The organism is Pseudomonas sp. 18173, assembly GCF_050432945.1.
Lineage (GTDB): Bacteria > Pseudomonadota > Gammaproteobacteria > Pseudomonadales > Pseudomonadaceae > Aquipseudomonas.
This window is the reverse complement of record NZ_JBKFTN010000027.1, coordinates 32,601-53,593: the sequence shown is the minus strand read 5'-3', so window position 1 is coordinate 53,593 and position 20,993 is coordinate 32,601. Positions and strand designations below refer to the sequence as shown.

Sequence of the window (20,993 nt, the reverse complement as noted above, 5' to 3'; positions counted from 1 at the left end):
GTTTCTCGTTTTGCCGTACTGCCTTCGAACACAACAATAAACAATCGTCGGGTGAGTATTTATGAGCAAGCTGAATGATCTTCTGTGTGCGGGATTGGCCGTTTCCCTGGCGATCGCTTCACAGGCTGCAAGTGCGAAAGACATGGTGATTTCCATCTGGGACGGCTACATGGCCCCGGATGCGCTGGAGAAGTTCAAGGCTGCCAGCGGTGTGGACGTCGACAAGGCGCTGCACGCCACCAACGAAGAAATCATGGGCAAGCTGATGGCGTCCGGTGGTGAAGGGTATGACGTGGTGTTCGTTTCCTCGCCCTTCGCCGAAGTCCTGCACAAACAGGGGCTGCTGGCAGACATCGATCCGGTCAAAGTCCCCAACCTGAAAAACCTCTACCCCGAAGCCACGCACCTGGAATATGACCAGGGCAACCGGTTCTCCGTGCCTTACACCTGGGGCACCACCGGCATCTGCTATCGCTCCGACAAGGTGACGCCGGCGCCGCAAAGCTGGAACGAGCTGCTCAACCCGAGCGATGCCCTCAAGGGTAAAGTGACGATGCTCGCCACCGACCGCTGGATGCTCGGCGCCGGTTTCCTCGCCAAGGGCTGGTCGGTCAACGACAGCGACCCCGCGCAAATCGCGGCGGTTCGCGATCAACTGATCGCCACCAAAAAACGCATCCTGTCCTTCGACGACACCACGTTCTATTCCAAGCTGGCCTCCGGTGAGTCGCTGATGGCCCACGCCTGGGACGGCTGGTGCAACTACGGCACGCAAGCCAACGCGGCGATCAAGTTCGTGGTGCCCAAGGAGGGTTCCGACCTGTGGGTGGACACCATGGTGGTGCTGAAAAGTTCGAAGCATCAGGACGAGGCCTTCAAGTTCGTCAACTTCATGCTCGCCAGGGAAAACCACGCCTGGGTCGCTGAGAACATCCTCTACAAAGTCCCCAACCAGGCCGCAATGGCCGGGTTGTCCGCCGACCTGCTCAAGCAGTACCCCAACCTGACCATCGCCCCCGCCGAGTTGCTGAAAATGGAGCAATTGCGCGACCTGGGCGGCACCACGCAAAAGGCCTACACCCGGGCCGTCACCGAAATCATGGCGGCGCAGAACTGACGCCGCATTGATCCGAGGCATGCCCGGCATGCCTCGCCACGCTCGCAAGCCGCTTCTGTCCTGAAGCGGGAGGATATGGGTAATGAGTGCTTTGCATGCTGACAGGCGCCTGTCGGCCTGGCTTCTTGCGCCCGGCTTTGGCTGGCTGCTGATGTTTCTGGTGATTCCGTGCCTGCTGGTGCTGGTCTACAGCTTCGTCGAACGCGGCGCGTATGGCGGTATCGACTGGTTGTTCACCTGGGAAAACTACCAGCGTGCGTTTGATCCGCTGTACCTCGGCATCCTGCTCAAGTCGGCGAAGATCGCCGGGCTGGCCACGGTGTTCGCGGTGTTGATCGGCTACCCGGCGGCCTATGCGATTGCCCGGGCGCCACGGCGGCGCCAGGCGGCGTATCTGTTCCTGGTGATGCTGCCGTTCTGGAGCAATTACCTGATCCGCACCTACGCCTGGATCGTCCTGCTCAACCGCGAAGGCCTTATCAACCGCGTGCTGCAAGTGTTCGGCTACAGCGGCGAACCCATCAGCCTGCTGTACACCGAAGCCTCGGTGGTACTGGGCCTGGTCTACAACTACATCCCCTTTGTGATCCTGGCGATTTTCTCGTCGCTGTCGCGGATCAACAACGAACTGTGGGACGCCTCGAAAGACCTCGGCGCCTCGGGCTGGATGACCTTTCGCCGGATCATCCTGCCGCTGAGCGTGCCGGGTATCGCGGCGGGGGCGGTGTTTGTCTTCGTGCTGAGCATCGGCAACTTCATTACCGCCGACCTGCTGGGCGGCAAGCAGGTGCAGATGGTCGGCAACCTGATCTATGCGCAATTCCTCACGGCGCGGGACTGGCCGTTCGGCGCTGCGCTGAGCTTCTTCCTGATCGCGATCATGTTGATCCTGCTGTTCATCCAGGCCCTGGTGGCCCGTCGTGCAGAAGGGGCGCGCTCATGAGTCAGCCACGTTCTGTCAGCGCTACCGTGCTGGGTTCGCACCTGGGGCTGGTGTATGCCTTCCTTTATATACCGATCCTGGTGTTGATCCTGCTCTCGTTCAACAAGTCCGGATTGCCCACCGCCTGGGGCGGCGTATCGCTGAAGTGGTATGCGGCACTGGCGCACAACACGGCGATTCTGTCGGCGGCGCTCAACACGCTGATCGTTGCCTTGTCGGCGACGTTCATTGCCTGCGTGCTCGGGACCTTCCTCGCGCTGGGCATCGAATTGCGCCGCAAGGGCAACGACAAGGGCCAGGTGGTCGACACCTTGCTCATGGCGCCGATGATCATTCCCGACATCGTGCTGGCGATTGCGCTGCTGAGTTTTTTCAACCTGCTCAAGGTCGGCCTGGGTCTGCACTCGATCATCATCAGCCACGCGGTGTTCAACATCGCCTTCGTCTGCGCGGTGGTGCGCACGCGGCTCAAGCACTTCGACTACTCGATTCTCGAAGCCTCGATCGACCTCGGCGCGGGCTGGTTCACCACCTTGCGCCGGGTGTTGCTGCCGGTGATCTTCCCCGGCGTGCTGGCCGGCGGGTTGCTCTCGTTCACCCTGTCGGTGGACGAATTCATCATCGCCTTTTTCAACTCGGGCTCAGGCCAGGCCTCGACCACGTTGCCCATGCAGATCTACGCCATGATCCGCTTCGGCGTCACCCCGGAAATCAATGCTCTGGCGACGCTGGTGATGCTGGTCAGCATCACCGCGCTGCTGGCTTCGCAGCGTCTCAACAAGGCTCCTCGCACCCATGAATAATTCTTCCGCGGTACTGATCCTGGATAAGGTCAGCAAGTCTTATGGCAACGGTCTGGCGGTCAATGAGGTGTCGCTGAGCATCCGCGAGAACGAGTTCTTCGCGCTGCTCGGGCCGTCGGGCTGCGGCAAGACCACGCTGCTGCGCATGCTCGCCGGTTTCGAGACCCCCAGCGGTGGCTGCATCTATCTGGACGGCAATGACATCTCGCCGCTGCCGGCCAACAAGCGTCCGCTGAACCTGATGTTCCAGTCCTACGCGCTGTTTCCCAACATGACCGTGCGCAAGAACATTGCCTACGGCCTGGAAATGGAGCGCCTGCCCGAAAGCGAAATCCGTCGTCGGGTCGATGAAGTGCTGAGCACCGCGCAACTGGGCGAGCTGGCCGAGCGCAAGCCCGATCAACTCTCCGGGGGGCAGCGTCAGCGGGTGGCGCTGGCGCGGGCACTGGTCAAGCGGCCGCGGGTGTTGCTGCTCGACGAACCCCTGGGCGCGCTCGACAAGAAGCTGCGGGAAAAGATGCAGCTGGAACTCAAGCGCCTGCAACACGAGAGCGGCATCACCTTCATCATCGTCACCCACGACCAGGAAGAAGCGCTGGTGATGTCCGACCGCATGGCCGTGCTCGACGGCGGCAAGGTCTGCCAGTGCGGCAGCCCGACCGAGCTTTACGAAAATCCCAACAGCCGTTTTGTCGCCAACTTCATCGGCGTCAGCAACCTGCTTGAAGGCGTGCGCTCGGGCCAGCACTCGGTGCGGGTCAACGGGCAGGAGCTGAGCGTCGAAACCGACGCGCCGCTGGTGTCCGGTCAGTCCGTTGCCGTGGTGGTTCGCCCCGAACGCCTGCAGGTGCTGACGGAGCAGGGCAGCGAATGCGCCAATCAGGTCAGCGGCAAAATCGTCGAAGTCGCCTACCACGGCCTCGACACCAATCTGCACGTGCAGACACCGCTCAGCGACAAACCGCTGATCGTGCGCGTGCCGTCCTCACAGTTTGAATTCGCCCATTTTGCAATCGACACGACCATCCGGCTGGGCTGGCAAGTCCGGCATGCCCGCGTATTGACACGCTGAACAATAAAAAGACCAGGCAGGAGCAGCACTCGATGAAACAGAAAGTGATCGCATTCTTTCCGGAAGCCGCCTACGGCCCGGCGCTGAACTCAGTCGGCATCGCCCAGGCGTGTGAAGCGCTGGGGCACAAGGCGGTGTTCCTGACCGACCCGGGCATGAGCGGTGTCTATGCCGGTTATGGTTTTGAAGAGCACATGGTCAACATGTCGGCGCCGATGCCGGCCGAAGAGATGGCCCGCTACTGGGTCGACTTCATCAACGGCCACATTCCGAATTTCCGCAAGTCGCCGCTGGATCAGATCGACAACTACGTCAAGGAATGCTGGGCGGCCATCGTCGAAACCGCCAAGTGGGCACAAAAGGACCTGCCGGCGGTGCTGGACAAGGTCAAGCCCGACCTGATCTGCGTCGACAACGTGATCCTGTTCCCGGCGATCAAGCAATACGGCAAGCCCTGGGTGCGGATCATTTCCTGTTCGGAAAACGAGATCGAAGACCCGGATATCCCGCCGCACCTGTCGGGCATGAGCATCGACGACAAGGCCGGCCACGTGCAATTCCGCCAGCGTTTCGAGGAAGTGGTCGGGCCGATTCACGAGGACTTCAACCAGTTCCTGCAGGCCCATGGTGAGGAACCGTACCCGCTGGGCACATTCTTTGAAGCCTCGCCGTTCATGAACCTGCTGTTGTACCCGGATGCGGTCAAGTTCGACCGCCGCCATCCGCTGCCGGCCGAGCGTTTCCATTACCTGCAAGGTTGCGTACGCCACGACACGCCGTACGAGATTCCGCCGTTTCGCGCGCACAACGACAAGCCGCTGCTGTACGCCAGTTTCGGCAGCCTCGGTTCCGGCGATGTCGAGCTGCTCAAGCGCCTGATCAACGCGGTGGGCAAGCTGCCTTACCGGGCGTTGTTCAATGTCGGCGAGCACCTTGACGAGTACACGGACCTGCCGGACAACGTGCAGATTTCCAACTGGTTCCCGCAGCCGTCGGTGATTGCCCAGGTCGACGCGGTGATCCACCACGGCGGCAACAACAGCTTCACCGAGTGCCTGTTTTTCGGCAAACCGGCGATCGTCATGTCCTACGTCTGGGACGGCCACGACAACGCCATGCGCGCCGAGGAAAGCGGTCACGGCTTCAAGCTCGATCGCTACGAATGGAGCGAAGAGCAGCTGGCGGAAAAACTCGCGGCGTGCCTCAACGACGAGGCGATGCGCCAACGCTTGCAGCGCACCAGCGCGCACATGCAATCACGCAAAGGGCCGCAAGACGCGGCGGCGATTCTCGACAAGGTGCTTAACCATGCCTGATTCATCCACCACGGCGGGTATCACGCCGTACCTCGAAGCCGTCAGCAGCCGCACCGACCTGGTGGACTGGGGCGTGCAGAGCGATGCCATCGAAGGGGTTTCGCATTCCAGCGGCCGCTTGCTGTTCAAGGGCCCGGACAACAGCCCGGAAACCGGGTTGTGGGTCTGTACCCCCGGGCGCTGGCGCCTGTCGATTCCCCGGGACGAGCTGTGCCATTTCATCGCCGGGCACGCGACGTACCGCAACGACAACGGCGAAGTGATCGAGATTCGCCCCAACACCCTGGTGCTGTTCCCGGCCGGCTGGACGGGCGAATGCGAGGTCCGCGAAACCCTTCGCAACGTTTATATGTTGGCCTGAACCTGAACAACCAATGTAGGAGCGAGCTCGCTCGCGAAAAACCCGAGAGCGCCGCCGGGCATCTGGTATCGCGCGTAATCGTTCACGACCATCGCGAGCTCGCTCCTACACACAACCTGGAGAACAACACATGACTACCCCGTTTCTGTACGACCCGCTGGGCATCACTGACGTCAAGGATTGGGGCGTGATCCCGACCATGCTCGAAGGTGAGTCCCGCGTCAGCGGCGTGGTGCTGCACAAGGGCGCCGAAGGCCAGTCCGAATGCGGCATCTGGATCTGCACCCCGGGCAAGTGGTTCTGCCATGTCACCAGCGACGAGTTCTGCCACTTCCTCGAAGGCCGCTGCACCTACGTTCACGAGTCCGGCGAAGTGATCGAGATCAAGCCAGACACCGCCGCTTTCTTCCGCAAGGACTGGAAGGGCGTGTGCACCGTCCACGAGACCATCAAAAAGGTCTACATGATCCGGTGACTGCCATGACCGATGCACAGGCATCAATGCCAACCCGTGAGGACCAGCGCGCCGCCTTCCTGGCCCGCGCCGGTTTTGCCGGGGCCCTGCTGGTCGCCTTGCCGGCGGATGCTTCGGCCCGGCGTTATTTCCGCCTGGACGGCGCGGGGCTGTTGCTGATGGATTCGCCGCCCGAGCGCGAACCCATCGGCCCGTTTGTCCGCATCGCCCGGCAGTTGCAGGGACTGGGCCTGTCCGCGCCGGCCTTGCTGGACGTGGACGAGGCGGCGGGGCTGGCGCTGATCGAGGATTTCGGTCACGACACCTACACCCGGCTGCTGGTGGCCGGGCATTCTGAGTCGGTGTTGTATCACCTGGCGGTCGATACGCTGGTGGCGTTGCATCGTGCAGCGCCAGCCGCGGAGCTGGCGCCTTACGACGAGCAGCGACTGGCGGACGAGTGCGCGCTGTTCATCGACTGGTACGTGCCGCTGCTGATTGGCAAGGGTGCGGCGCACGATCTGCGCGAGTCGTATCTGGCGTTGTTTGCTACCGCCTGCCGCGACGTCGCAACACGCCGCGAAGCCCTGGTGCTGCGCGACTTTCACGTCGACAACCTGATGCTGCTGCAGGGCCGTGAAGGTGTCGCGGCCTGCGGCTTGCTGGATTTTCAGGACGCCCTGGCCGGGTCGGCGGCCTATGACCTGATGTCGCTGCTCGAAGACGCCCGGCGCGATGTGCCCGAGGCGCTGCGGGCGGCACTGATCAGCGATTACCTGGCGCAGCGCCCGGAGCTGGATGCGCAGCGCTTTCTTGAAGACTACCGGCGCCTGGCCGCCCAGCGTCACGCCAAGGTGCTGGGGATTTTCGTGCGCCTGGCCGGCCGTGACGGCAAGCACGGTTACCTGGCGCACCTGCCGCGCACCCTGGGTTTGTTTGTCCGTGCCCTGGACGCCGAAGCCTTTGCACCGCTGCGCCAGTGGCTTGACCGGCACGTGCCGGGCTGGCGTGAAGAACTGCCCGCCAGGACCCTGGCGGCTTTGCGTGAAACCCCTTATCGATTGGTTCAAGGATCATCCCATGGCCACGTTTGACAGCATTTGTGCCTTGCGTTTCATCAATCCCGAGTTCCTGCCGCTGACCGATGGCCGCGTGCGCGAAGTGCTTGACCCGGCGACCCTGCAACCGGTCGGGCAAGTCGGCGTGTGTGGCGCCGCCGATGTGCAAGCCGCCATCGATGCCGCCACCGCCGCGCAACGCCAATGGCGCCTGGTCGACGCGAAAAGCCGCGCCGCGCGCCTGCATCAACTGGCCAACGCCATCGAACAGAACATTGCCTGCAACCGTGAAGTCGCACGGCTGATGACGCTGGAGATGGGCAAGCCGTTTCCCGAAGCCATGGGCGAACTGGCCAACTGCGCGCCGATCTTTCGCTACTACGCGGAAATGGCCCGGGACGATGCCGGCAAGGTCGCCGGTACCACGCAGATCGGCTCCTTCCAACATGTGCGTTATGAGCCGTATGGCGTCAGCGTGCACATCATGCCGTTCAACTTTCCGATCCTGCTGATGTGCTGGACGGTCGCCGCCTCGCTGGCGGCGGGCAACGCCTGCATCATCAAGCCGGCGGAGGCCACGACCCTGTGCACCCTCAAGTTCATGGAGCATTTCACCGCGTTGCTGTCGGGACTGGTGTCCTGCGTGCCGGGCGATGCCGCCACCGCGCAATTGCTGGTGCAGTCGGCGCAGACCCACGCGGTGGCGTTCACCGGCAGCGTGGCGGCAGGCAAGGCGGTCGCCGTGGCCTGTGCCGAGCGGATGAAACCTTGCGTGATCGAGGCCGGCGGCAGTGATCCGTTGATCATCTCCAGGCATGCGCCGCTGGACGTCGCGGCGGCGGGGGCGGTGACGGCTGCGTTCCACCTCAGCGGGCAGATTTGCACGTCGGCCGAGCGCTTCTATGTGGTTGACGAGGTCCATGACGAATTTGTCGCGAAGTTCGCCGAACGCACGCGTGCCTTGCGCATCGGCCATGGCCTGGAACGCTCGGAGATCGGGCCGATGGTCAGCGAAGCGGCGCGCAATAAAGTCATGCGCCTGGTCGATGACGCCGTGGCCAAGGGCGCGAACGTGGTCTGCGGCGGGCGGATTCCACCGGGGCAGGACGTCGGCTGGTTCTATGAACCGACCATCCTCACCGGCGTGACCGGCGACATGGCGATTCTTCAGGAAGAATGCTTCGGCCCGGTGGCGGCGATCTGCCGCGTCAGTGATTTCGATGAAGCAGTGCGGCTGGCCAACGACTCGCCGTTCGGCCTCGGCGCCTCGCTGTTTTCCACGGACCTGGCCGAAGCCATGGAAGCCGCCGAGCGTCTGGAGGCGGGGATGGTCTGGGTCAACAATCCGTTGATCGACAACGATGCGCTGCCGTTCGGCGGCTGGAAAATGTCCGGCCTCGGGCGCGAACTCGGGCGTCAGGGGCTGGAAGCGTTCCGCCGCTCGAAAATGGTCATCATCGATCATCAGCCGAAGATTCAGGACTGGTGGTATCCGTACGCCGACGACGTGTTCTATCGCGATCCGGCCTGAAGCCTTGATGCACACAGGAGGATCGCGATGAGCGACAACATGAATTGGCCGACGCTGGCGGTGATTCTGGCGGCCGGGCAGGGCACGCGCATGCGTTCACCGCTGCCCAAGGTCTTGCACCCGGTGGGCAACCGGCCGCTGCTCGGCCATGTGCTGGCGGCGGTGGAGGCGGCGGGTATCGCGCAACGGGCGGTGGTCGTGGGCGCTGGCGGCGGGCATGTGATCGAGTACCTGCAGCAGGCGGCACCGACGGCGCAGGTGTTTACCCAGCATGAGCAACGGGGCACGGCCCATGCGCTGCTCGCGGCCCGCCCTGCATTGCAGGCTCATGAGCAAGGTTGTGTGCTGGTGCTATTCGGCGATTCGCCCTTGATCACCGCGCAGACCTTGAGCCGTTTGCGTCGGGCGCTGATCGACGGCGCAGCGGTGGCGGTGGCGGGTTTCCACACTCAGCAGCCGGGACCTTATGGGCGATTGCTGGTCAAGGACGGGCGTTTGCTGGCGATCCGCGAAGCCAGGGACGCCAGCCCGCAGGAACTGGACATCAACTTCTGCAATGGAGGGGTCATGGGCCTGCGCGCCGATACCTGCCTTGAGCTGTTGGAGCGTATTGGCAACCACAATGCCCAGGGCGAGTACTACCTCACCGATGCGGTGGCGGTGGCCAACGAGGCGGGGCTGGCGGTGACCGCCGTGGAAGTGGATGAAACCGATGTGCTCGGGGTCAACGATCGCGAGCAATTGCAGGTTGCCGAGCAGTTGTATCAGCAGCGTCGGCGCCGCAGGATCAAGGAGTGTCCAATGGGTGATTATCAACGGTTATACATCGGCGGCCAGTGGGTCGCTCCGGTTAGTGGCGGTGTTTTCGATACCCTCGATCCAAGTGACGGGTCGGTTCTGGCACGGGTTGCGGCCGCCACGCTCGAAGACGTCGACCGGGCGGTTGCCGCTGCGCGTTCAGCGTTTGATGAAGGTGACTGGCCACACTGGTCCGGTGCGCAACGGGCGCAGGTATTGCGGCGGATCGCCGAGGGCATCCGCAACCGTCAGGACGAACTGGCCGCCATCGAAGTGCGCGACAACGGCAAGCCGCTGCCGGAAGCGTTGTGGGACATCGCCGACACCGCCGGTTGCTTCGACTTCTATGCCGGGCTGGCCGAACAGTCGGATCAACACAGTGAACAGTCGATCGAAGTGCCGGACACGCGATTCACTTCATCGGTGATCAAGGAACCGGTCGGTGTGGTGGCAGCGATCATCCCGTGGAATTTCCCGATGCTGATGGCTTCGTGGAAAGTCGCCCCGGCACTCGCAGCGGGTTGCACCGTGGTGCTCAAGCCTTCCGAACTGACACCGCTCACAGCGCTTGAACTGGCCGGTATCGCTGACAAGGCCGGGTTACCCGCCGGGGTGCTCAACGTGATCACCGGCATGGGTCGTGACGCCGGAGCACCACTGGCCAAACACCCGTATGTCGATAAAGTCGCCTTCACCGGCAGTGTGCCGACCGGGCGCAAGATCATGCAGGCCGCCGCGAACGATATCAAAAACATCAGCCTGGAACTGGGCGGCAAATCACCCTTCGTGATCTTCGCCGACAGCGATATTGAAGCCGCCGTGGAGTGGATTCTGTTCGGGATCTTCTGGAACCAGGGCCAGGTCTGCTCAGCCACTTCGCGGGTGCTGGTGGAGCGCGCGTTGTACCCGGCGCTGCTGGAGCGCCTGGTTGCCGCGACCGGGCAGATCCGGATTGGCCAGGGTTTCGAGGAAGGCGTGAAACTCGGGCCGCTGGTCAGTCAGGGTCAGCTGGACAAGGTGCTGGCGGCGATTGCAGCCGGTCGGCAAGAAGGGGCGCGGCTGGTTTCAGGCGGCGTGCGACCGGACTGTCTGGAAAAGGGTTATTACCTGACGCCGGCGATTTTTGTGGATGTTCCCGAAGACAGCGCGGTGTGGCGTGAGGAGATTTTCGGCCCGGTGGTGTGCCTGCGCGCCTTCGACACGGAAGCCGAAGCGCTGCGCCTGGCCAATGACTCGCCATTCGGCCTGGCGGCCGCGGTCATGTCCCGGGATATCCCGCGCTGCGAACGGGTCGCGCGCGGATTTCGCGCCGGCATTGTCTGGGTCAACTGCTCGCAGCCGACCTTCGTCGAGGCCCCGTGGGGCGGCTACAAACAGAGCGGCATCGGTCGCGAGCTGGGTGAGTGGGGTTACAACAATTACCTGGAAACCAAGCAGATCACCCGCTACAGCGGCGAACCCTGGGGGTGGTACCTGAAGTGAGGTGAGCGCCAAGGCGGCCTGCCTCAGCACAGGGGCAGGTCATTTTTCCGATTTGTATGCCGATGGAACTGGAAACCATTCTTGTAATCCAACCCTTCACGGGCGACGTATTAGTCACGCATTCGCATTGAGCGCCCGGCATGGCTGAAAAGCCGGGAGGGTGGCATGGAAAAGGACTCGATGTTCAAGTTCGTTGTGGGCTACCTGTTGGTCTGCGCCCTGCTGGCATGGGGAGTGGCCCAGGCATCTCCCTGGATTGCCTCGCACCTGCTGCTGGGCTGGATACTCTAGCGCCGACCCTGTGCCCACCCCCCCTGTAGGAGCGAGCTTGCTCGCGAAAAACCTGAGGGCGCCACGTCAAGTCAGGCCACCCGCGTTATCGTTGACGACCATCGCGAGCTAGCTCGCTCCTACAGGTACTACGTTCCTGGGCCGGCTCTTTTAAGCTCATCAAGCGTTCCTTCACATTGCATTCACCCAGTTGGGCGCTCTGGCTGACGCCTTGCCCAATAGAGAATGTCCATGCCTAACCGCTCTTTACACTTCAAGTTGTTCTGGACGGCCCTGATCGGAACAGTCGTCGTCATGGCGCTGCTGCTGGGTTCCATTGCCTATATCGCTTATGGCACGTCCGTACAGGAAACCTCCGCCCTGGTCGAGACGATCGTCAAGGCCAATGCCAAGGAAGTTGAACTGGGTGCCGGCTTTACCGTGGCAGATTCGTCCGCTGTCGGGGTTGACGGTGGGTATCCAGGCCTGGTGAGGCGGTGCGTCAGGGAGTGGTGCAACTGACCACGTCGGCACAAGGCGTCGACCAGATCCGCCAGCATGCCCAGGACATCCTGACGCGCATCAGCGAAGTGGCGCGCCAGACCCAGAGCCAGGCCGCGACGGGGGAGCAATTGTCCGCCGCTATCCAGGGGGGGGGCAGCCGTATTTCCGAGCGGAACGATCAAGCGATCCGCAGCCTGCTCGACCAGTCGCTGCAATTGCGCGATCAGGCCGGTTCGCTGAACCGGCAACTGACCCAATTCAAGGATTGAGCCAGCTGCCGGCGCTGCCGGGTTAGTGGAACGGAAAGATGTAGTTCATCCATGCGGCCATGCGCAGCAGGATCTTGCGCATCATCGCGATGTGATGGAAATGCTGGCTGTACAACGCCGCCTGGCCGTAGGACCCGCCGGGCATCAGATTGCTGTACTGGGCATAGTCGGGGTCGGTGATTTCAATGATCACCGGAACCCGGCCGGCCGGTGGTGAACCGGTGAAGCCGATCAGCGTGCCCGAAGGTTGAACCTGGCCTTCGGCGATGACCGAAACGACGGTTTTGACCTTGCCTTCGAATACCTTCCCGGGAATGCCGTCGAAGGCGACTTCGGCTTCGTCGCCCTCGGTCAGGCGCAACAGGCTGTTCTGGCGCATCCACGCGGCGAAGTAGTGCCCTTCGTCAGGAATGAAGACCATCGAAGGGCGCAGCGGCAACTTGGTCGCCATCATGCCCGGACGCAGCGAAACATGGGTGACGAAGCCTTTGCTCGGCGCACGGACCGTGGTGTTGTCGAGTTCGTACTGCGCGTTGTCCAGTTGTGCCTTCAGGTCATCACTGCGAGCGACCACGACGTCCAGTTCCCGTTGGGTGCCGAAGTTGCGCTTCATCAACTCGGTGATCCGCGCGCGATCGGCCTGGGCGGAAATCAGTTGTGCCTTGAGGGATCTGACCCGGTATTCGAAAGGCGCGGGATCGATGCTGAACAGCACATCGCCTTTTTCCAGGGGCTGGTTGGATTTCACCGGCACGTCGATCACCTGGCCGCTGACCACGGGTATCACCGGCACCGATACGAAATAGGTACGCGCCACCTCGGAGTAGGGGTGGTTGTAGTTCATGGTGAAAATCAGCGCGCCGATGATCACGATCCCGCCCAGTACCGCCGTGGGTACCGTCCATTTGTTCAGGGGGATGCGGAAGATCTTGAAGATGGCAACGCAGAGTGCGGCATACGTCAGAATGAGTAAAAGATCCATGGCTCAGAGGCCCTCGCCTTGATTGTCCGTTGGCAGCCTGGTCTGTGCCGTGCCCGTTGCCGCCTCGAGGCGCTCGATCCGCCCTTGCAGTTCGGCGACCTGTTGTTCGAGGTGCACCACATGGCTTTTGGCTGAGTGCCCGTCACCGAAACCCCAGCCCCGGTCCTCTCGATAGGCCATCGCCCAGATCCACAGGAACGGCCAGAGCGCATGCAGGGTGAACAGGCTGACCCAGCCGGTGGCGTGAATCGCATCCTGGTGTGGGTGGTTGCGGTGAACGGAAATTTCATAGGGGATGTCATGGAGCACGATGATCCCGTAGAACAAGACGAGCCCGACAAATATCAGTATGCCCAGTGCGAAGTAATCAAGCATGAATCACTCCTTTTACAGCAGGTGACGTGTCCGCATGAGTGTAGCCGTTCAATCTACACTTGACGCAAACGCGACTGCACAGCTTGAACAACCGGTGTGTGGACGAAGCGTTGACCGAAATCGTGCCGGCATATCCTGGCGAGGTGAGTTCATGCAAACCAATGGTCAATTCGAAAGGGCGCCTGTACTTGACCCTGTCGAGCGCATTACCGAGGTGATCTTCGGCCTGCTGATGGCCATGACGTTTACCGGCACCATCAGCGTGTCCACGGCCGACCAGGCGGCCGAGCGCACGATGATGATTGCCGCGCTCGGATGCAATCTCGCCTGGGGACTGGCCGATGCGGTCATGTACCTGTTGCGCGCACTGGTCGAACGCACGCGCCGGATCAAGCTGTACCTGGATCTGCGCAATGGTACGGACGCCGCGGCTGGTCAGGCACTCGTCGCGCAAGTGTTGCCGATGCAATTCGCGACGGCGGCCGGCAGCGAGGGCCTGGAATTGTTGCGCCGCCGGTTGCTCGAGCAGCCCCCCTTGCCGACCCGCGCCGGCCTCGGCTGGAACGATTTCAAGGGTGCGCTCGGGGTTTTCCTGCTGGTCGTGTGCTCGACATTTCCACTGGTGGTGCCGTTCATACTGCTCGACCAGACGGCACTCGCCATCCGCCTGTCCAACCTGATCGGACTCGTGGTGCTGTTCATCGCAGGCTGGATGCTCGCCAGATACGCGGGCGCCACGCAATGGCAGGGAGGGGTGATCATGGCCACCACGGGGGCCGTGCTGATCCTTGCAATTATTGCGCTGGGTGGATAACCGCTGGGCATAATTCAACACACTAAAGACTCATTCTTATTTACAATTGCCCTTCCATTTACGTCGGGCAGCCTGGTATGGATGTTCTTGCCACTATCCATCTTCATTTTCTCAAGTGGGTGATCGAACCGGTCACCGGGCAATTCCTGGGCATTTTCGACTTCAACGGTCGGCTCGGTCTATCCTTTCTCTGCATGTCTTACGGCGTCGCTTATGGCCTGTTTCGCTGGCGCAAATCCCGGGGTTTGACCGACGCGCGCTCATTCGGGCAATTCATTGGCGGCTGCCGGGTGTACCTGCATCGCTCGGCATTGCTCGACTACCGCTACTACTTTGTCATCGCCATCCTCAAGGTTGTCCTGGTGCTGCCCATCGTCGGCCTGGTCGATCCGTACGTCTTGCGTTCAGCGGACTACATCGCGTTCTTCAGCAACCTTTGGGGCGCGCGTACGCAAGTGGAGGAGAACCTGGCGCTGACCCTGCTCTATGGGCTGGGCGTTTTCCTGGTCAAGGATTTCAGCCATTACTGGGGCCATCGCGCTTTTCATTCGCGCTATCTGTGGGCCTTCCACAAAGTCCATCATTCGGCGCCCGTGCTGGTGCCAGCGACGGCCAGCCGGGTGCACTTTCTGGAAGAGGTGGTGGAAAAGCTCACCGACATCGTCTGCCTGAGCGCGTTTGCCGGGGTCTTCTGGTACGCCTGCGGCGGGGAGATCAGCCGCTATACGCTATTTGGCGTGACCTACATGGTGTTCATCTTCAATAGCCTGGCGGCCAACCTGCGCCACAGCCATGTGTGGTTTTCCTTCGGGCCGGTGCTGGAGCGGGTGCTGAGCAGCCCGGCGCAACACCAGATTCATCACAGCGATGCGCCGCGACACTTCAACAAGAACTTCGGCATCAACCTGTCGCTGTGGGACTGGATGTTCGGCACGCTCTACGTCACGCAGCCCAGCCCCGAGACCCTTCAATTCGGCACCGGTGAGCAGGATCATGAGCGTTACCTGACGATGCAGGGTTTGATCGTCACGCCGTTTGTGGACATCGCCCGTAAACTCTTCCCGGCAAAACGCCCGAAGGTGCAGCCTGAAAGCGCATCTGATCCGTATTTTTCAGGGCAATCTGCCTCTGTAACGAATACAGCCGCCAGCCCACAATAAGTCTTCGGTACGTCGTTGGGGCCACGCAAGACGCCCCTGTACCGCCAATTCATAGTGTGGGAGGCCATATGGCCAAGATGACGATTTTTCTCGGCGGCTTTCTGCTGTTGACCATCCTGATCGGTGTGCTCGCGACGATTCCACCGGGGTGATTACACCCGCTGCTGTTCGTCGACGGCCAGGCGCAGTGCGCGGTACGCCGTGACCAGTTGATCGAGGCTGAACCCTCGATTCCTCCCGCTGGGGTTGGGCAGGACCCAGACCGAAGCGTTGCCGAAGGTTGTCGGTTGCAGGCCCCAGGCAACGTTCCGCTGAGCGGACAGCGCGCAATAGGCCGCCTTGCCCAGAAACGCCACGAAACGCGGCGCATGGCGTGCGATTTTCTGTTCGAAGTCTGCGGCGGCGGCAGTGAACTCGCGCAATGACAACTGATCTGCACTGGCCGTCGGCCGTTCGACCACCGCGGTCAAGCCGCATTGGTAGCTCAAGATCGTCCGATCGTTTTGCGGTTGCACTTGCTCGGGGGTAAACCCGGCGAGATGCAGCGTGCGCCAGAAGCGATTGCCGCGCCCGGCAAAATGATGCCCCTGGGCGGCGGCAGTCATGCCGGGGTTGATGCCGCAGAAGATCACGGCCAATTGCCCGGCGAGAATATCTTCGAGTTTTTCACCCACCGCAGATCACTCTGATCGCCTGTTGTGCCAGCACCGTCAGCTCGGTTCGGGACTTGCCGGCCCGGGCACGTATCGAAATGCTGTGCAGCAGGGACGAGGCGAGCACGGCAAGGGCTGCGGGGTCGGCATCGCCTTGCAATTCGCCGGCATCTTTCGCCGCTTGCAGGCGAACTTCCAGATCGGCATCCAGCCGGCTCAAGCGGTCGGACAACACTTCGCGAATCTCCGGGTCCTCGACGGCTTCGGTGGTTGCCGTGCCGATGGCGAAGCAACCACGGGGCTGGCCGTCGCCGGAGAAATAAATCGACAGCTGCCCCTCATAGAAGCGCTGCAAGGCCTCGGCCAACGGCACGTCCAGGTCCGTCAGCGCCTCGTGCATGGACGCGGCGGCAAATTCCCAATATTGCTCCAGCGCTTTGATATAGAGCGCGTGCTTGTCGCCGAATGCCGCATAGAGGCTGGGGCGATTCATGCCGGCGGCGGTGGCGATGCTGTCGAGCGACGCGCCGGAATAGCCGGTGTTCCAGAACACACCGAGCGCCTGCTGCAAGGCTGTCTGCGGGTCGTATGCCCGAGGGCGGCCACGGCCTTTGCCCTCTGTCGATTTATTTTGTGCCATGTCGTACAAAATCCTTGTGGAGAGGTGGGTCGAGGGATATTCTTACACCATCGCACAAAATTAAGGAATCAGAAATTCCTTGAGCCAGGGTTTGTTGTAGCCGAGCGCGAACTGAGTGTTGCGGCGACAAAACCGACGCGGTGGGAGCGATCCTCCTGGCCGCGCACGGGCTTGCTTGTTTCCAGCATTTATTGACTTCCGGGCCGCCGGCGCTTGCTGCCGACGCCTGCCCGATTACCCGGCCAAAGGCGTACTCGACCATGACCAAAGCGTTCGATATCCCGGCTTCACAGACCTTCGGGCAGCCTGGCCCCAACCCGGCCGTCGCGCCCACCCAAAAACCGCTGAAACAGAAATTGCGCCCCTGGCTGATGGTGGGGGTTCCCGTTCTCTTCGCGGCGCTGGGCTATGCCCATTACGTATCGGGGCAGGCGTATGTCTCGACCGATAACGCATACGCCCGGGTGGCGAAGGCGTCGATCAATGCACGGATCTCCGGGCAAGTGGTGGACATCGCAGTCGAAGACAACCAGCAGGTGCACAAGGGCCAGGTGCTGTTCCGGATCGACCCGAAACCGTTCCAGATCGCAGTCGACCGCGCACAGGCACAACTGAGCGTGGCACGGCTGCGTATCGACGGGCTCAAGGCCAGCTATCAGCAGCAACAGGCGGAACTGCAATCGGCGAAAGCGTCGGCCGACTTCGATCAAAAGGATTTTGCCCGCAAGAAAGCACTGGTCGCGTCCGAGTTCGTTTCGAAGTCGATTTACGAACGTGCCGACACCGACGTGAAAGTGGCGCGGCAACGGATCGCGTCCATCGAACAACAGATCGCCAGCACCGTGGTGGCCTTGAACGGCAATCCGGACATCGATGCCGATAGTCACCCCACGGTTCGCGAGGCCAGGGCGCAGCTCGACGAGGCGCAGTTGTACCTCTCGTACACCACGGTGTATGCGCCGCAGGATGGCACCGTGGCCAAGGTCGACGACCTGCAGGTGGGCAACTATGTGAGCAACGGCGCGCCGGCCTTTGCCTTGTTGTCCGGTCACGAGGTCTGGATCGAGGCGAACTTCCGCGAAACCGATGTGACCCACATGCGCCCGGGCCAGGAAGCCACCATTCGCATCGATACCTACCCGGATCGCGTGTTCAAGGCCCACGTCACCAGCATGAGCCCGGGGGCCGGGTCGGACTTCGCGCTGCTGCCACCGGAAAATGCCACCGGTAACTGGGTCAAGGTGACGCAGCGGGTGCCGGTGCGGCTTGAGCTCGACGAAGCGGACCCGGCGCTGCCGCTGTTCTCCGGGACCAGCGCCACGGTGCGGATCGACACCCGTTTTCGCAGCCCGTGGTGGCATCCGCTCAAGGCATTGCTGACCGCAGGTAATTTCTGATGAACGCCCAACCGATGGTAAGCCCCGGTGGGGAGGGTGCGCGCTCGCTCCGGTTCGCCGCCTTGCTGGCGACCTATATGCAGTCGGCAAACCTGCCGCTGCCGAACTCGGCACTCAGGTTGATCCAGGGCAGCCTGTCGATGAGCGACGATCAGGCGGGGTGGATTTTCACCTCGTACCTGGCGGCCAGTGCGATCAGCATGCCGCTCGCGCAGTGGCTGGCCGCGCGCTTTGGCTTGAAGTTGGTGTATCAGGCGGCGCTGGCGTTGTTCGTCCTTGGCTTGTTGCTCGCCACGGCCGCGACGACACCGCTGGAATTCGTGGGCGCGCGCATCATTCAAGGCATTGCCAGTGGCGTGCTGGCGCCGCTGTCGATGGCCATTGCCACGCAAACCCTGGCGCAGGACAAGCGGGCAAAATTTGCCATGAGCTGGACCGCCATCGTGCTGTTCGGCATCGTCAGCGGCCCGAGTATCGGTGGCTGGATCGCCGAGCATTTTGGCTGGCGGCCGATGTTCTACCTCAGCGTGCCACTGTCGGCGTTCATCTTCCTGGTGGCGGCGCTGTTGTTGACCGAGAAGAAAGACGAGAAAGCTCCAGCGTTCGATTTCTTCGGTTTCGGCACCTTCACCCTTGGCTTGATCAGCCTGCAAATGCTGCTTGACCGCGGTGAGCGACTGGACTGGTTCGCCGCCCCCGAAATCTGGCTGGAAGCCGTGGCGTCGGCACTGGGGATCTACCTGTTCGTGGTGCATGTGCTGACCTCGAACGTGCACTTCCTCAACAAGCGCCTGCTCAAGGACCGCAACTTCGTGTTGTCGACGGTGATCTTTTTCGCCCTCGGTTTCGTGCTGTTGTCGACCATGGCCCTGACCTCGCCGATGCTCGACGAAATTCTCGGCTACCCGCCTGACACCACCGGCGCCCTGACGATTCCCCGTGGCATCGGCCTGGTCGGCGCGTTTCTGTTGATGGGGCGGCTGCCCGAGCGCTTTGACCCGCGCCTGTTCGTGGCGGCCGGTGTCGCCCTGGTGATTTATGCCAACTGGCTGATGCTCGGTTATTCGCCGCTGATGGACGAGTGGCCGGTGGCGGTTGCCGGTGCGATCCAGGGCGCGGGCCTGGGCATCCTGATGCCGGCGGTGAGCAAGGTCGCGTTCAGCACGCTCGACCCTGCGCTGCGCCCCGAAGGCACCGGGCTGTTCAACCTGGCCCGTGTCTACGGCAGCACGCTGGGGGTGGCGATCGTGCAGCTGTTTTTCTTCAACAACACCCAGGCGATGCACATGGCACTGGCCAGCAACCTGACGCCGTACCGCGGCGCTGCGCATTCGCTGGTTTCGGCGCCGTTGCAGGTGCTGGGCGGGCTCAACGAAATGATCACCGGCCAGGCCGCGTTCATCGCCGTGATCGACCAGTTCAAGATCCTGATGGTGGTGATGCTGGTGGTGAGCCCGCTGGTGTTGTTTCTTCGCAAGCCGGTTGCGGCCAATTAGTTTTCGTGGAGTTTGCCAAATGAAATCTTATGCGCTGGTCATCAACCGCTACTGGATACAAACGAAACTCACGGGGTTGTCGGTGCTGGTATTGCTGACGGCCTGTACCGTTGGCCCAGACTATGAAACACCCGCGGCAAGTACATCGCAGCACTATGACCCACAAGCCGAACAGCGTCTGGCCCAGGGTGCCGACCCACGGATCGACCTTGGAAGGAAGGTCAGGGGCGATTGGTGGTCTGCCTTTCGCTCGCCGAAGCTCGATCACGTGGTTCGTCGCGCCATCGACGGCAACCTGGACCTGGTGGCCGCCGATGCCACGATCCGGCAAGCCGCTTCCTCGGTTGCGGCGGCGCAGGGCGCGCTTTATCCGCAGGTCGATTTCGGCGCCGTGGCCGGCCGTCAACGGGTGCACAACGCCAAGGAGCCATCCGTCGTCAATTTCTACGCAATAGGACCGCGGGTGGGTTTCGACCTTGATGTGTTCGGCGGCAACCAGCGACTGGTTGAACAGCAGCAAGCGTTTGCCGACCTGCAAAAACACCGGTACGAAGCGGCCTACCTGACCCTGACCGGCAACGTCGCCAGCCAGGCGTTGCTGGTGGCCTCCGCCAACGCGCAGATCCGGGCCGTGGAAAAGCTGCTGGCCAATGACACCAGGAACCTTGAGCTGGTGCGCATGGCCCACCTCAATGGCAGCACCACGCAGATCGACGTATCGCTGGCCGAGACACGGCTGGCGCAGGACCGCACCTTGTTGCCGCCCCTCGCTCAGCAGCGCGATGCCGCCCGCCATGCGCTGTCGATCCTGACAGGGAAGGGGCCGGCGGACTGGATCGCTCCCGACTTCGACCTCGGCGATTTTGTCCTGCCGTCGAACATGCCGGTGAGTTTGCCTTCGGAAATGGCCCACGACCGGCCGGATGTGCTGCAAGCCGAAGCGCAACTGCACATGGCCAGCGCGGCGGTGGGCGTGGCGACGGCAAACCTCTATCCCCACGTCACGCTGTCGGCGTCCCTGGCGCAGGCGGCCTCCGGCAATGGCGGCGCGGCACTCTGGGGTTTCGCTGCCGGGCTGGCCGGGCCGCTCTTCGATGGCGGAACGCTCAAGGCGCAACAGCAGGCGGCCGTCGACGGTTACAAGGCGACGCTCGCCGGTTACCAGCAGACGGTCATTACCTCGTTCGGGCAGGTCGCCGACACCTTGCAGGCGATCAACCATGACGCCGAGGAAAACCTGGCCCAGAGCGATGCCTTGCGCGCGGCCGAAACCAGTTTGCAGTTGAACCAGCAAGCCTTTGCCCAGGGCGAAAACAGCATTCTCCAGGTCCTCGAAGCCGAGCGTGCCTATGAACAGGCGCTGCTGGGACAGATCCGCGTGAAAACCGCGCAGTACCTCGACACCGTGCAGTTGTTCATTGCGCTGGGCGGCAATTCGGTCGGTGCCTTCGAGCAACGCGTCGCCTCCGGCGACGGGCAGAAACCTTCGTATCAATAA

At 62.2% G+C, this 20,993-nt stretch carries 22 protein-coding genes and 1 pseudogene; 19 read left to right on the top strand and 4 right to left on the bottom strand.

What is annotated here, in order from left to right; genetic code table 11:
• Positions 1-61 precede the first annotated feature (61 nt).
• From ACLD1X_RS24990 to ACLD1X_RS24925, 14 genes and pseudogenes are all read left to right on the top strand, one after another.
• Entirely contained in the window at positions 62-1,117 is a 1,056-nt protein-coding gene (locus tag ACLD1X_RS24990) for a polyamine ABC transporter substrate-binding protein (RefSeq protein ID WP_429372303.1), read from the top strand.
• Positions 1,118-1,199: 82 nt separating this feature from the next.
• On the top strand, positions 1,200-2,060 hold the full coding sequence (locus ACLD1X_RS24985) for an ABC transporter permease (RefSeq protein WP_429372301.1): 861 nt from the start codon (positions 1,200-1,202) through the stop codon (positions 2,058-2,060).
• Positions 2,057-2,863: an ABC transporter permease gene (locus ACLD1X_RS24980; protein WP_429372299.1), complete on the top strand. Its 807-nt coding sequence runs from the start codon at positions 2,057-2,059 to the stop codon at positions 2,861-2,863. Before ACLD1X_RS24985 ends, ACLD1X_RS24980 begins: the two co-directional genes overlap by 4 nt.
• Positions 2,856-3,935 (top strand): ABC transporter ATP-binding protein, encoded by a 1,080-nt coding sequence (locus tag ACLD1X_RS24975; RefSeq protein ID WP_429372297.1) that lies wholly within the window; start codon positions 2,856-2,858, stop codon positions 3,933-3,935. The genes ACLD1X_RS24980 and ACLD1X_RS24975 overlap by 8 nt, the downstream gene beginning before the upstream one ends.
• Positions 3,936-3,967: 32 nt before the next feature.
• On the top strand, positions 3,968-5,251 hold the full coding sequence (locus ACLD1X_RS24970; protein ID WP_429372295.1) for a nucleotide disphospho-sugar-binding domain-containing protein: 1,284 nt from the start codon (positions 3,968-3,970) through the stop codon (positions 5,249-5,251).
• Positions 5,244-5,612, top strand: coding sequence for a cupin domain-containing protein (locus ACLD1X_RS24965; RefSeq protein WP_429372293.1), 369 nt, complete (start codon positions 5,244-5,246; stop codon positions 5,610-5,612). Before ACLD1X_RS24970 ends, ACLD1X_RS24965 begins: the two co-directional genes overlap by 8 nt.
• A 130-nt stretch (positions 5,613-5,742) precedes the next feature.
• Positions 5,743-6,087, top strand: a complete 345-nt coding sequence (locus tag ACLD1X_RS24960; RefSeq protein WP_429372291.1) for a cupin domain-containing protein — start codon at positions 5,743-5,745, stop codon at positions 6,085-6,087.
• A gap of 5 nt (positions 6,088-6,092) precedes the next feature.
• Positions 6,093-7,160 (top strand): aminoglycoside phosphotransferase family protein, encoded by a 1,068-nt coding sequence (locus ACLD1X_RS24955; RefSeq protein ID WP_429372289.1) that lies wholly within the window; start codon positions 6,093-6,095, stop codon positions 7,158-7,160.
• Positions 7,147-8,655, top strand: a complete 1,509-nt coding sequence (locus tag ACLD1X_RS24950) for an aldehyde dehydrogenase family protein (protein WP_429372287.1) — start codon at positions 7,147-7,149, stop codon at positions 8,653-8,655. Before ACLD1X_RS24955 ends, ACLD1X_RS24950 begins: the two co-directional genes overlap by 14 nt.
• 27 nt (positions 8,656-8,682) lie before the next feature.
• A pseudogene (locus ACLD1X_RS24945) lies at positions 8,683-9,129 on the top strand (NTP transferase domain-containing protein); the annotation flags it as partial.
• 327 nt (positions 9,130-9,456) lie between these two features.
• Positions 9,457-10,935: an aldehyde dehydrogenase family protein gene (locus ACLD1X_RS24940; protein ID WP_429372356.1), complete on the top strand. Its 1,479-nt coding sequence runs from the start codon at positions 9,457-9,459 to the stop codon at positions 10,933-10,935.
• Between the two features lie 165 nt (positions 10,936-11,100).
• Positions 11,101-11,226, top strand: coding sequence for a hypothetical protein (locus tag ACLD1X_RS24935; protein WP_429372285.1), 126 nt, complete (start codon positions 11,101-11,103; stop codon positions 11,224-11,226).
• A gap of 231 nt (positions 11,227-11,457) precedes the next feature.
• Entirely contained in the window at positions 11,458-11,727 is a 270-nt protein-coding gene (locus ACLD1X_RS24930) for a hypothetical protein (RefSeq protein ID WP_429372283.1), read from the top strand.
• Positions 11,718-11,978, top strand: coding sequence for a hypothetical protein (locus tag ACLD1X_RS24925; protein ID WP_429372281.1), 261 nt, complete (start codon positions 11,718-11,720; stop codon positions 11,976-11,978). The genes ACLD1X_RS24930 and ACLD1X_RS24925 overlap by 10 nt, the downstream gene beginning before the upstream one ends.
• Before the next feature lie 22 nt (positions 11,979-12,000).
• Here the strand turns inward: ACLD1X_RS24925 and ACLD1X_RS24920 are convergent, their stop codons facing one another.
• Positions 12,001-12,960, bottom strand: a complete 960-nt coding sequence (locus tag ACLD1X_RS24920) for an HlyD family secretion protein (protein ID WP_429372279.1) — start codon at positions 12,958-12,960, stop codon at positions 12,001-12,003.
• A gap of 3 nt (positions 12,961-12,963) precedes the next feature.
• Positions 12,964-13,335, bottom strand: coding sequence for a DUF3302 domain-containing protein (locus ACLD1X_RS24915; RefSeq protein ID WP_429372277.1), 372 nt, complete (start codon positions 13,333-13,335; stop codon positions 12,964-12,966).
• Positions 13,336-13,486: 151 nt separating this feature from the next.
• On the opposite strand from ACLD1X_RS24915, the gene ACLD1X_RS24910 reads away from it, so the two are divergent.
• Positions 13,487-14,149, top strand: coding sequence for a hypothetical protein (locus ACLD1X_RS24910; RefSeq protein ID WP_429372275.1), 663 nt, complete (start codon positions 13,487-13,489; stop codon positions 14,147-14,149).
• 77 nt (positions 14,150-14,226) lie between these two features.
• A complete protein-coding gene (locus ACLD1X_RS24905; protein ID WP_429372273.1) occupies positions 14,227-15,309 on the top strand; it encodes a sterol desaturase family protein in 1,083 nt (360 codons plus the stop codon).
• A gap of 152 nt (positions 15,310-15,461) precedes the next feature.
• On the opposite strand, the gene mug is transcribed toward ACLD1X_RS24905, so the two are convergent.
• The gene (gene mug / locus ACLD1X_RS24900) at positions 15,462-15,983 is read right to left on the bottom strand and encodes a G/U mismatch-specific DNA glycosylase (protein ID WP_429372271.1); all 522 of its coding nucleotides are present in this window, start codon (positions 15,981-15,983) and stop codon (positions 15,462-15,464) included.
• Positions 15,976-16,602 carry a TetR/AcrR family transcriptional regulator gene (locus ACLD1X_RS24895; RefSeq protein WP_429372269.1) on the bottom strand — a complete coding sequence of 209 codons (627 nt, stop codon included), beginning with the start codon at positions 16,600-16,602 and terminating at the stop codon, positions 15,976-15,978. The genes mug and ACLD1X_RS24895 overlap by 8 nt, the downstream gene beginning before the upstream one ends.
• Before the next feature lie 260 nt (positions 16,603-16,862).
• Between ACLD1X_RS24895 and ACLD1X_RS24890 the strand changes: the two genes are divergently transcribed.
• From ACLD1X_RS24890 to ACLD1X_RS24880, 3 genes are read left to right on the top strand one after another with little or no spacing between them, the layout of a single operon-like run.
• The gene (locus tag ACLD1X_RS24890; protein ID WP_429372267.1) at positions 16,863-17,999 is read left to right on the top strand and encodes an HlyD family secretion protein; all 1,137 of its coding nucleotides are present in this window, start codon (positions 16,863-16,865) and stop codon (positions 17,997-17,999) included.
• The gene (locus ACLD1X_RS24885; RefSeq protein ID WP_429372266.1) at positions 17,999-19,495 is read left to right on the top strand and encodes a DHA2 family efflux MFS transporter permease subunit; all 1,497 of its coding nucleotides are present in this window, start codon (positions 17,999-18,001) and stop codon (positions 19,493-19,495) included. Before ACLD1X_RS24890 ends, ACLD1X_RS24885 begins: the two co-directional genes overlap by 1 nt.
• A 19-nt stretch (positions 19,496-19,514) precedes the next feature.
• Positions 19,515-20,993, top strand: a complete 1,479-nt coding sequence (locus tag ACLD1X_RS24880) for an efflux transporter outer membrane subunit (RefSeq protein WP_429372264.1) — start codon at positions 19,515-19,517, stop codon at positions 20,991-20,993.